The following is an 11,497-nucleotide window of genomic DNA, read 5'->3' as shown; positions in this document are numbered from 1 at the left end:
CAGCCCCGCGCAGCCCGCGTCCGACGCGCCGCGCTCGCGCGTGCTGCCGGTCGTCCCCGACATCATGCCGGACGCGACGCTCCCCGGTGCGCCGTCTATCGACATGTCCGCCCCCGCCACGTCCGGTGCCGCGACGGAAGTGGCGCCCGACCGCGACGAGCGGCGCATTCGCGGACGCCGCTTGCCGCTGACCGCCATCTTCCTGACGGTGACCGTGCTTGCGGCCGTAGGCATCGGCTTGTTTTTCGCCATGCAGACCGGCGTGTTCAAGACGGCGGCGCAGCTCGATACGGCGCCACCTGAAGCGCCGCCAACGGTCGAGGACGATGATTTCACCCCGGCCGACGGTGCCAACGCACCGGCAAAGCCGGGGTCCGCGGACCAGTCGCGCGACTGGATCAATGTTTTCGCGCCGACCGACCCGACGCATGTCGCCGCTCCCTCGGACGCCAAGGCCGAGGTGATGAAGGACGACAGCGGGCCATTCCTGCGCATTCAGTCCGGCGCCTCCGGTTCGGCGGTTGCCTTCGACGTCGGGCAAGGCGTGCTGGAGAAACTCGCCGGCAAACACGCCGTGTTCGACATCCTCGCCCGCGCCGAGGAGGGCAAGGACACGCAAATCTCCATCGACTGCAATTTCGGCGAGCTTGGCGACTGCGGCCGCAAGCGCTACGCGGTCGGCCAGCAGCGCAACGAATATCTGTTCGACGTGAAATTCCCCAACAAGCGTCCGGGCTCGGCCGGAACCATCGCCATCAATTCCGATTTCGACAAGCAGGGCAAGGCGGTCGATATCTACGAGATCCGCGTCTCGATCGAGCCCTGAACGGAAGCCTCTGCCGTAAAGTGATCTATCGGTCGAGCAGTGCCTGCAGCGTCTCGATGCGGTCGGCCTCGTTGGCCGGCTTGTCCCAGCGCAGCCGCGAAATGCGGGGAAAGCGCATGGCGACGCCGGATTTGTGCCGGGTCGAGCGGTTGAGCCCTTCGAAGGCGACTTCCAGCACCAGCCCGTTGTCGCGGTCGGCCCGCACCGAGCGCACCGGCCCGAAGCGCTCGACCGTGTTGTCGCGGACATATTTGTCGATCTGCTTCAGCTCCTCGTCGGTGAAGCCGAAATAAGCCTTGCCGACCGGCACCAGTTCCTCCTCGCCCTCTGCTCCGGACCATACGCCGAACGTGTAGTCCGAGTAGAAGCTCGACCGCTTGCCATGGCCTCGCTGAGCATACATCAGCACCGCGTCCACCGTATGCGGGTCGCGCTTCCATTTGAACCATGGGCCTTTCGGCCGGCCGGCGACATAGGTCGAATCCCAGCGCTTGAGCATCACCCCTTCGATGATCGGGTGTGGCGGCGCCCGGCGCAAATCCTCAAGCGCCTGCCAGTCGGTGAAGTCGACGAAGGGCGACAGATCGAAGCGGCTCGGGTCGAGCGTCCCTATGAAGGCTTCGAGGCGGGTACGCCGTTCGCGGAACGACAATCCGCGCAGATCCTCGCCGCCGATCTGCAGCAGGTCGTAGCAGCGCATGAAGGCCGGGTATTGCTGCTGCATCTTCGGGGTCACCGTCTTGCGGTTCAGCCGCTGCTGCAGGTCCGAGAAGGTTCCTGTCGCCTCTCTGGGATCGCCGACCAGCAGCTCGCCATCGAGCGTCGCGGAGAAATTCATGGCGTCCGCGAGGTCGGGAAAGGCGCCGGAGACATCGTCTCCGGTGCGCGAATAGAGCCGGCGGACGCCGCCTTCGGCCACCGCCTGGACGCGGATGCCGTCCCATTTCCATTCCGCCGCATAGTCGGCGGGATCAAGCTTTTCGAGATCGCCGTCACCGATCGGGTTCGACAGCATCACCGGGCGGAACAGCGCCAATGCGGTGTTGCGCGGTTTGTCGGCCTTGCCCTCGAGCCAGGCGAACAGCGCCGTGTAAGGCGGCGACAATCCGTGCCAGAGCTCCTCGATCTCGGCGATATCGACTTTGCCGAAATCCGCCAGCGCCTGTTTGGCGAGCCGCGCCGACACACCGATGCGCAGGCCGCCGGTGACCAACTTGATGATGGCAAAACGCGCCGAAATGCCGGCGCTGTCGAGCAGCCCCGCGAGTATCTTCGGGCCGTCGGAGCGGCTCGCCGCCTGCAGTTTCGCCACGACCTCGCCAAGCGTCGGCTCACGGTTCGGGATGTACCCCGGTGTCTGCGGCCAGACCAGCGACACCGTCTCGGCGAGATCGCCGACATAGTCGTAGGAATAGCCGAACAGCACCGGGTCCATGCGTTCGGTGACCAGGGTGCGCAGCATCGCCGGCTTGATCGCCGCTATGTTGAGGTCGCCTGTGATGGCGGCCAGCGCCAGGCCGCGGTCCGGGTCCTCGACGCCGCGGAAATAGTCGGTCAGCAAGGTCAGCTTGCCATTGCGCGACGGCGTCAGCACCAGGCGGTCGAGAAGCTCGGCGAAGCGGTTCATGGTGACACTGGGCGAGCATGGCGCTTCGGCACACCCCCCTCTGTCCTGCCGGACATCTCCCCCGCAAGGGGGGAGATTGGCAGCTTAGATGCCGGCACTTTCCTTGCGCCGTTGGCGATTGGCGAAAGCCGCGACAACAGCCAATCTCCCCACAAGTGGGGGAGATGGCCGGCAGGCCAGAGGGGGGCGCCGTAGAGTGCTTGGCTGGCGATTGTCGAACGTCCGATCATCAATCGCCCTCGTCCTCATACCCCACCAGATGCAGCGGTCTCGCGGCGATGCCTTCCAGCTCGCACCAGCGCACCAGTGCTTCCTCGCGGCCATGGGTGACCCAGATCTCCCCGGCGCCGGTCTCCTTGATGGTGGCGGTGAGCTCGTCCCAGTCGGCATGGTCAGAGATGATCAGCGGCAGTTCGACGCCGCCTTGCTTGGCGCGCTGGCGGATGCGCATCCAGCCTGACGCGAAGCATGAGATCGGATCGGGAAAACGCCGCGCCCAGCGGTCGGCGAAAGCCGCCGGCGGGCCGACGACGATGGCGCCGGCAAAATCCTTCTTGCCGCCTTCCACCGTCGCCGGTTCGAGCATCCCCAGCTCGATACCCTGGCTCTGATAATAGTCGCTGAGCTTGGCCAGCGCGCCATGGATATAGAGCGGCCTGTCGTAGCCAGCGTCGCGCAACAGCCGCATCACTCGCTGCGCCTTCCCCAACGCATAGGCGCCGACCAGATGCGAGCGCTCCGGGAATTGCGCGGCCGATTTCAGCAGGCGGGCGATCTCCTCCGTATCGGGCGGATGGCGAAACACCGGCAGGCCGAAAGTCGCCTCGGTGATGAACACGTCGCAGCGGATCGGCTCGAACGGCGCGCAGGTCGCATCCTTCTGCCGCTTGTAGTCGCCGGAGGCGACGATGCGCGTGCCCTGATGGCCGACGCATATCTGCGCCGAACCCAGCACATGGCCGGCCGGATGGAAGCTGACGTCGACGCCGTTGAGGACGATCGTCTCGCCAAGCCGTGCCGCTTGCGTGGTTCCGGCAAAATCCTCGCCGTAGCGGAGGCCCATGATGTCGAGCGTCTGCCGCGTCGCCAGCACCGAGCGGTGGCCGGAGCGTGCGTGGTCGGAATGGCCATGCGTGATGAGGGCCCGGTTCACCGGCCGCACCGGATCGATGAAGAAATCGCCCGGCGGGCAGTAGAGGCCCTCGGGCCGGGGTTGAAGCAGGTCGCTGGCGCGCATCGCTCCAAGATAGGATATAATTCCGTCTCGGGAAGCCTGTTGCCGGAGACTGCTGACTCTCCGGCAAAACATGCCTGGCCAGTTCAATTCGGCTCTTGTTTGCTCTACAGAGGCGATGGCTGGCGGTTCTGCCGGCGGAACCCATCATCATGAAGCCGCTTCAGACCTCGTCGGGCGATTTGAACGCTGATCGCCGTGCCGATTATGCCGAAATGCTCTTTGCCGCCGGCGATCACACCCAGGCGGCCGAACTGCTGCTCGGCGCGCTGGAACTGGCACCAAGATGGGCGATGGGCTGGTTTCGCCTTGGCGAGATGCAGCAAACCTCGGGCAGGGCCGACCTGGCCGCGCAGGCCTGGGCGACGTCGCTGAAGCTCGATCCGGCGGACCGCCAGGGCGCGTCCCTCAAGCTGCAGCTGATCGGCAAGGGTCCTGCGACCCCGGCGCCGCCAAGTGCTTTCGTCGAAACGCTGTTCGACCACTATGCCGAAACCTTCGAGACGGCGCTGGTCGACAAGCTCGGCTACCGGCTGCCCGAGTTTCTTGAACGACAGATTTGCAAGGCAAGGCCGGGCCGCTTCCGCCTGGCGCTCGACCTTGGCTGCGGCACCGGGCTGATGGGCGAGCGGCTGAGACCGATCGTCGACCGGCTGGAGGGGTTCGACATCTCAGCCGCGATGCTGAGGAAGGCGCGGGCAAAAGGCATCTATGACGCGCTGGTGAAGGCGGATCTGCAGGGGTTCTCCTATTCGGGTGACAAGGCCGATCTGGTGACGTCGGCCGATGTGCTCATCTATGTCGGTCGGCTCGAAGCCTTGGTGGAGACGGTCGCCGGCCTGCTTGCCGGCGGCGGCCTGTTTGCCTTCTCCGTCGAAAGCATGGCGGAGGCCGGCGACTTCGCGCTGCAGCCGTCGCGGCGCTACGCCCATTCGCAAGCCTATGTCAGGCGCACGCTCGAGGCCAACGGGCTTTCGGTCCTGGCGCTGGAGCCCACGACCATCCGGCTGGATCGTCATGAGCCTGTCAAAGGGCTGGCCGTTGTGGCACGGAAGGTTTACGCCGCCTGAACTGCACAATCTTGGTGTGGTGATCCTGGTCTCGTGCGTGCGGCTGCGAAAAAAGTCTGATTTGCGTGCGCGACTGATATTTGCGATCTGGTCGCATCAGGCGGGATATCAGGAGGAGCATTTCAGATGCGCTGGAACATGATGATCTTGGCGTCTTGCCTGGCAACAGCCGGCTGCGTGGGCAATTCGATGTCCGAGCGGCAGGACGCCAACATAGAGTCCTCCCTGCAGTATGACAGCGTGCCGTGCGATCAATTGCTGGCGAGGCGCAATGGATTGGCGCAGCAATACAACCTTCCCACGACGGCAAAACCGACCTTTTACAATCCCGCAATGGGCTTTGGCCCATTCACGCCCGACATGCGCTCCAAGGCCAAGCGCGACAGCGACCAGGCATCCGGCGAGATCGATGCCATGAACCGGTCGATCGAGCGCCGCGACTGCGGCAAGCCGGACAAGCAGAAGAAGTTCGCCCTGCCCAGCTAATCGCAGGCAGCAGGCCGCGGCTTCGCAAGGGTGTCATGAAACTCTCGGACCTTGGAGACCGCCTATGCATCCTGGGGCCGTCCAACAGCGGCAAGTCGACCCTGGCCGACGCGATTGCCCGCAAGCGTGGCCTGGAGCCCGTTCACCTCGACCTGCTTCATCATCTGCCCGACACCGACTGGGAACCGCGTCCAAAGGCCGAATTCATCGCCTTGCATGATGCCGCGATTGCCGGCGAGCGCTGGGTGATGGACGGAAATTACTCGATCTGCATGCCGCAACGCTTTCAGCGGGCGACCGGACTGATCCTGCTGGATATCTCCACGCCGGCAAGCCTGCTGCGTTATTTCAGGCGAACGCTGTTCGAGAAGGAGAGGCGCGGTGCCCTGCAGGGCGGGCGCGACAGCGTCAAATGGGACATGATCCACCATATTGCCGTGACCACGCCGAAAAATCGCGAACGCTACCAGACGTTGTTCGAACAGACAGACCTGCCAAAGTTGCGGTTGTCTTCCATCAAGGCGATCAAGCAATGCTTCCGCAAGTGGGATCTGGCCAGATGAGGATGGTCCCCGGCTAATACCCCGCCTTGCGATCCACCAGGTTGTCGAGCTTTTCGCCGCGCTCGAAGGCGTCCATCTGGCGCAGCATGATCGGCGCCAGGTGGACCGGGTCCGAGGTTGCCGCGGCGTGCGGCGTCACGAACACCTTTGGGTGTTTCCACAGCGGACTGGTTTTCGGCAGCGGTTCGACCTCGAACACGTCGAGGCTCGCTTCCTTCAACGTGCCGTCGTCCAGCGCCCGCGCGATGTCGGCGTCCTTCTGCAGGCGGCCGCGTCCGGCATTGATCAGCACCGAGCCGCCGAGACCGTTGCGTTTCCTCAGTTCCTTCAGCACGCCGTAGTTGATGATGCCCTGCGTGTCCGGCGTCAGCGGCAACAGCACGACCAGTATATCGGTCGCCTTGAGGAAGGGGATCAATCCGGCCTCGCCGCAATAGGTCGCCACGCCTGCCATCGGCCGGTCGGTGCGCGACCAGCCATTGACCGCGAAGGCGAGCGACAACAGCACCGAGGCCGCGGCGCGGCCGAGATTGCCGAGCCCCATGATGCCGACGGAAATGTCGCCGGCCGCCCTTTGCTGCGGCTCGTGCCAGATCTTCTTCTGCTGCTGCGAACGGTAGAGCATACCCTGGCGATGATGGTCGAGCACCCGCCAGACGACATATTCGGTCATGTGCTGGGTAAGGTTGTCGGCGACGACCCTGACGACGGGGACGTCGGGCAGGCCGGGGTCGGCGAAGACATGGTCGACGCCGGCGCCGATCGAGAAGATGGCGCGCAGATTGGGCAGCGACGACAACAGGTTGGGCCTCTGCTTCCACACCACCGCATAGGTGATCGATGGATCCTTGGTGCCGTCCGGCTCCAGCACCACCTCGCGCTCGGCCGACAACAGGTCGCGCCAGCGCTGTGGATGAAAGCCGGTAACGGCAAGCAGGATGCGGCCTTTTTCCATCGCGGTCTTTCAGTCTCTCTCTATGCAGTCACTGGCTGACAATGCCGACCGGAGCGGTCTCTATCTTGAAGGCCGCCGCAATCAGCGCCCGAGTATAGTCGGTTTGCGGATTTCCAAAAATCTGTTCGGAAGGACCGGCTTCGACGATCTGGCCGTTGCGCATGACGATGACGTCGTTGGCCAGCGCCCGGATGACCTTGAGGTCGTGGCTGATGAAGAGATAGGCGAGGTCGTGCTTGGCCTGCAGGCTGCGCAGGAGGTCGACGACCTGCGCCTGCACGCTCATGTCGAGCGCCGATGTCGGCTCGTCCAGCATGACGAAGCGCGGGTTGAGCACCATGGCGCGCGCGATGGCGACGCGCTGGCGCTGGCCGCCGGAGAACTCGTGCGGATAGCGGTTGCGGGTCGCCGGATCGAGCCCGACCTCCTTCAGCACGGCCGCCACCTTGTCGTCGCGCTCGTCGGGCGACAGCTTCGGTTCGTGGATCTTCAGGCCTTCCTCGATGATCTCGGCGATCGACATGCGCGGGCTGAGGGAACCGAACGGATCCTGGAAGACGATCTGCAATTCGCGCCTGAGCGGCCGCATCGCGTTGAAGGTGAGCTGATTGATGTCGCGCCCGTTGAACTGGATGGTTCCCGTCGACGCGATCATGCGCGCCAGCGCCAGGCCGAGAGTCGTCTTGCCGGAGCCGGATTCGCCGACCACGCCCAGCGTCTGGCCGGCGCGCACGGTGACATCGATGCCGTCGACCGCCTTCACATGGTCGACGGTGCGGCGGAAGAAGCCCTGCTTGATCGGAAACCAGACCTTGATGTCCTTGCCGGTCATGACCGGCTTGGCGTCGGCATTGGCCGCCGGCGGCTTGCCCTTCGGCTCGGCGGCCAGAAGGTGACGAGTATAGGGGTGCTGCGGGTTGGCGAAGATGTCCTTGGTCGGTCCGGTCTCGACGATCTTGCCCTTGGTCATCACGCAGACCCGGTCGGCGATCTTGCGCACGATGCCGAGATCATGGGTGATGAACAGCATCGACATGCCCTTGCGGCTCTTCAAGCCCGCGAGCAGTTCGAGGATCTGCGCCTGCACGGTGACGTCGAGTGCTGTCGTCGGCTCGTCGGCGATCAGGAGTTCCGGCTCGTTAGCAAGCGCCATGGCGATCATGACGCGCTGGCGCTGGCCGCCCGACAGCTGGTGCGGGTAGGCGTCGAGCCGCTTCTGCGGATCGCGGATGCCGACCTCGTTGAGCAGCGCCAGCGTGCGCGCCTTGGCCGGGCGGTCGGCCATGCCCTGGTGCAGCTTCAGGATCTCGACGATCTGCTGCTCGATCGTGTGCAGCGGATTGAGCGAGGTCATCGGCTCCTGGAAGATCATGGTGATCTTGTTGCCGCGCACCTGGCGCAATTGCTTCTCGTTCATGGCCAGGAGGTCGGTGCCCTGGAATAGGATCTTTCCCGAGGGGTGGCTGGCGCTGGGATAGGGCAGCAGCTTCAGCACCGACAGCGCCGACACCGATTTGCCGGAGCCGGATTCGCCGACCAGCGCCACCGTCTCGCCCTTGGCGATGTCGAACGAGATGTGGTCGACCGCCATCGACTGGCCGCCGCCCTGGCCGAAGGCGACGCTGAGGTCGCGAACGGAGAGCAAAGAAGCAGTCATGTATCAACTTCCGCTATGATCTTATCAACAGCAGAAATATCCGGTCGTATGATCGAAATTTGCGCTGTCAATTGGGGAGGGACAAGCCGATTTGGTGTGACAGAATAGGCATCCTTCAATCTGGTATCGGCAGTCAGAAATTGTGTGCACCCGAAATGCATCGCCGTCGAAAGATGAATGGCATCCGGCAGCCTGAGAGAAATGAACTGCGAGCGAAGCTGTGCTGCGTGCCAGAGAACCTCGCGAGTTACCGCCCCAATCGAGACAAAGGCGTTACCAATCGAGATATTGTTATAGAGTTCAACAAGCGGCTCATTGCCCTTTTTCAGAGGGTCAACCATCAACTCCGCCAGCACAAGCTCGCTTGTCGCGAGGAAAGGCCGCTTTCTGCCCTCGTTCAGTGAAATGAGCTGAAGCAGTTTTTTTGCCAGAGCATCGTTATTTTCGAAAGCGTAGATGAAAATGTTCGTATCGACGTAAAGCCGGAAGGCGGCCATCAATCCTCCCACTCATCGCGGAGGGCACGAACACGCGCAACGGCCTCTTCGAGACTTGTTCCCGCCGCGTTGGCCTGCGCATTCCGCATAAGTTCAAGCAACTGTTTGTGGCCGAGAGGCCGCTCGGCTTCCTCTTCCACGGTCACCTTAACCGAGGCAGTCAAAGCTATACCCTCTCGCAACTCATCCGGGAGTTTGGATGCGGGGTAATGCTCAAGGATGACCTTATTCACAACTCGGTCCTTTCGTGGGCACGCTCATTTCGTTCAAAACAGCCACACTGAGAATATACCATGGTGAATGCCGGTCCGCATCGTTGTCATCTGAACGTCTTGCGCGGATCGAAGGCGTCGCGCGTCGCCTCGCCGACGAAGACCAGCAGCGACAGCATCAGCGAGATGACGACGAAGCCGGAAATGCCGAGCCACGGCGCATTGAGGTTGCGCTGCGCCTGCTTGAGCAGTTCGCCCAGCGAGGCCGAGCCTGGCGGCAGGCCGAAGCCGAGATAGTCGAGCGACGTCAGCGTCGAGATCGAGCCACTGAGCAGGAACGGCAGGAAGGTCAATGTCGCCACCATGGCGTTGGGCAACAAATGCCGGAACATGATGGTGCGGTTGGGCACGCCGAGCGCCCGGGCCGCGTTGACATATTCGAAATTGCGGGCGCGCAGGAATTCGGCCCGCACCACGCCGACCAGCGCCACCCAGGAAAACAGCAGCATCAGCCCGAGCAGGATGAAGAAACCCGGCGGCAGGATGGCGGCGACGATGAGCAGGAGATAGAGCACCGGGATCGCCGACCAGATTTCGATGAAGCGCTGGAACAGGAGATCCGTCCAGCCGCCGAAATAGCCCTGCAGGGCGCCGGCGCCGACGCCGATCAGGGCCGAGCCGGCGGTCAGGGTCAGGCCGAACAGCACCGAGATGCGAAAGCCGTAGATGACCCGTGCCAGCACGTCGCGCGCCTGGTCGTCGGTGCCCAGCCAGTTCCAGTTACCGACGACGCAGGCCGGATCGGCGGCACCTTGCGGATACTGGTTGCAGCGCGTCTTGGCGTCATATTCCCACGATGGCTTGGCGGGTGCTGCTTCCGGAATGGCGTTGTTGACGGTCTGGTAGGAGTAGCGCACCGGCGGCCAGATCATCCAGCCATGGGCGTTGATCTCGTCCTGGATGACCGGGTCGCGATAATCGGTGACGGCATAGAAGCCCCCGAACTTTTCCTCGGGATAGGCGACCAGCACCGGAAACAGGATCTCGCCCTTGTAGGAGGCGATGATCGGTTTGTCGTTGGCGATGAATTCGGAAAACAGCGACAGCACGAACAGGACGAGAAATATCCACAGCGACCAGTAGCCGCGCTTGTTGGCCTTGAAATTCTGCAGGCGGCGCTTGTTGAGCGGCGACAGAAACGGCCGTGGCATCCGCTCCGGCAGGACCCCCGCGGTAACGCTTGCCTCCGACATCAGACGTCTCTCCGCTCGAAATCGATGCGCGGATCGACCCAGGTGTAGATAAGGTCGGACAGCAATCCGATGAACAGCCCAAGCAGCGAGAAGATGTAGAGGTTGGCGAACACCACCGGATAGTCGCGCTCGACCACCGACCGGAAGCCGAGCAGGCCGAGGCCGTCGAGCGAGAAGATGTTCTCGATCAGGAGCGAGCCGGTGAAGAAGGCCGAGATGAAGGCGCCGGGGAAGCCGGCAATGACGATCAGCATGGCGTTGCGGAAGACGTGGCCGTAGAGCACCTGCCGTTCCGAAAGGCCCTTGGCGCGGGCAGTCACCACATACTGCTTGCGGATTTCTTCCAGGAACGAGTTCTTGGTCAGCAGCGTCGTCGTGGCGAAAGCCGACAGCACCAGCGCCGTCAACGGCAGGGTCATGTGCCAGAAATAGTCGACGATCTTGCCCCACCAGGACAACTGGTCCCAATTGTCCGAGGTCAGGCCGCGCAACGGGAACCAATCCCAGAACGAGCCGCCCGCAAACAGCACCATCAGCATGATGCCGAACAGGAAGCCTGGAATGGCATAGCCGACGATGACGACACCGCTGGTCCAGATGTCGAAAGGTGTGCCGTCCTTCACCGCCTTGCGGATGCCGAGCGGGATCGAGATCATGTAGGACAGGAGCGTGATCCAGAGCCCGATCGAGATCGACACCGGCATTTTTTCCAGGATCAGGTCGAGCACCGAGATGTCGCGGAAGTAGCTGTTGCCGAAATCGAAGCGGGCATAATTCCACAGCATCATGCCGAAGCGCTCGAGCGGCGGCTTGTCGAAGCCGAACTGCTTCTCCAGCTTCTTGATGAATTCCGGATCGAGCCCCTGCGCGCCGCGATATTTCGAGCTGACGTCGCCGGCGACGTCGAGGTTGGAGCCGCCCGCGTCGCCGCCACCGCCGCCGAGGCGGTCGCTGCCGCCCTGGTTGGTCAGCTTGGCGATGACCTGCTCGACCGGACCGCCAGGCGCGAACTGGATGACGGCGAAGGAGATTGCCATGATGCCGAACAGCGTCGGGATCATCAAAAGGATGCGGCGCAGGATATAAGCGCCCATCAGGCTTCCTGCCCTCGTTGGAT

12 protein-coding genes are annotated in these 11,497 nt (G+C 63.3%); 4 read left to right on the top strand and 8 right to left on the bottom strand.

What is annotated here, in order from left to right:
* On the top strand, nt 1-826 hold an 826-nt coding region (locus tag X743_RS149120), incomplete at its 5' end, for a hypothetical protein (RefSeq protein WP_023767029.1).
* 25 nt (nt 827-851) lie between these two features.
* Here X743_RS149120 and X743_RS149125 read toward each other — a convergent pair.
* Together X743_RS149125 and X743_RS149130 are read right to left on the bottom strand one after the other, a co-directional pair.
* Nucleotides 852-2,453, bottom strand: coding sequence for a cisplatin damage response ATP-dependent DNA ligase (locus X743_RS149125; RefSeq protein ID WP_023767028.1), 1,602 nt, complete (start codon nt 2,451-2,453; stop codon nt 852-854).
* A gap of 229 nt (nt 2,454-2,682) precedes the next feature.
* Complete coding sequence (locus X743_RS149130) at nt 2,683-3,690, bottom strand: ligase-associated DNA damage response exonuclease (RefSeq protein ID WP_023767027.1); 1,008 nt, start codon at nt 3,688-3,690, stop codon at nt 2,683-2,685.
* A 149-nt stretch (nt 3,691-3,839) separates the two neighbouring features.
* Between X743_RS149130 and X743_RS149135 the strand changes: the two genes are divergently transcribed.
* The 3 genes from X743_RS149135 (at nt 3,840) to X743_RS149145 (ending at nt 5,806) form a co-directional block, all read left to right on the top strand.
* The gene (locus X743_RS149135; RefSeq protein WP_023767026.1) at nt 3,840-4,757 is read left to right on the top strand and encodes a methyltransferase domain-containing protein; all 918 of its coding nucleotides are present in this window, start codon (nt 3,840-3,842) and stop codon (nt 4,755-4,757) included.
* A 126-nt stretch (nt 4,758-4,883) separates the two neighbouring features.
* A complete protein-coding gene (locus X743_RS149140) occupies nt 4,884-5,243 on the top strand; it encodes a hypothetical protein (protein WP_023767025.1) in 360 nt (119 codons plus the stop codon).
* Between the two features lie 35 nt (nt 5,244-5,278).
* Nucleotides 5,279-5,806 carry an ATPase AAA gene (locus X743_RS149145; RefSeq protein WP_023767024.1) on the top strand — a complete coding sequence of 176 codons (528 nt, stop codon included), beginning with the start codon at nt 5,279-5,281 and terminating at the stop codon, nt 5,804-5,806.
* 13 nt (nt 5,807-5,819) lie between these two features.
* Here the strand turns inward: X743_RS149145 and X743_RS149150 are convergent, their stop codons facing one another.
* The 6 genes from X743_RS149150 to X743_RS149175 all read right to left on the bottom strand — a co-directional run bounded on the left by X743_RS149150 (nt 5,820) and on the right by X743_RS149175 (nt 11,474).
* On the bottom strand, nt 5,820-6,761 hold the full coding sequence (locus tag X743_RS149150; protein ID WP_023767023.1) for a glyoxylate/hydroxypyruvate reductase A: 942 nt from the start codon (nt 6,759-6,761) through the stop codon (nt 5,820-5,822).
* Between the two features lie 28 nt (nt 6,762-6,789).
* A complete protein-coding gene (locus X743_RS149155) occupies nt 6,790-8,418 on the bottom strand; it encodes an ABC transporter ATP-binding protein (RefSeq protein ID WP_023767022.1) in 1,629 nt (542 codons plus the stop codon).
* Nucleotides 8,415-8,915, bottom strand: coding sequence for a PIN domain-containing protein (locus tag X743_RS149160; protein ID WP_023767021.1), 501 nt, complete (start codon nt 8,913-8,915; stop codon nt 8,415-8,417). The genes X743_RS149155 and X743_RS149160 overlap by 4 nt, the downstream gene beginning before the upstream one ends.
* Nucleotides 8,915-9,148 carry a hypothetical protein gene (locus X743_RS149165; RefSeq protein WP_023767020.1) on the bottom strand — a complete coding sequence of 78 codons (234 nt, stop codon included), beginning with the start codon at nt 9,146-9,148 and terminating at the stop codon, nt 8,915-8,917. The genes X743_RS149160 and X743_RS149165 overlap by 1 nt, the downstream gene beginning before the upstream one ends.
* A gap of 86 nt (nt 9,149-9,234) precedes the next feature.
* A complete protein-coding gene (locus tag X743_RS149170; RefSeq protein ID WP_023767019.1) occupies nt 9,235-10,380 on the bottom strand; it encodes an ABC transporter permease in 1,146 nt (381 codons plus the stop codon).
* Entirely contained in the window at nt 10,380-11,474 is a 1,095-nt protein-coding gene (locus X743_RS149175; protein ID WP_023767018.1) for a microcin C ABC transporter permease YejB, read from the bottom strand. The genes X743_RS149170 and X743_RS149175 overlap by 1 nt, the downstream gene beginning before the upstream one ends.
* Nucleotides 11,475-11,497: the final 23 nt, after the last annotated feature.

Source organism: Mesorhizobium sp. LNHC232B00 (assembly GCF_000502435.1).
Classification (GTDB): Bacteria; Pseudomonadota; Alphaproteobacteria; order Rhizobiales; family Rhizobiaceae; genus Mesorhizobium; species Mesorhizobium opportunistum.
Note: the sequence above shows the minus strand (reverse complement) of the source record. Positions and strands in the feature narration are given on the sequence as shown.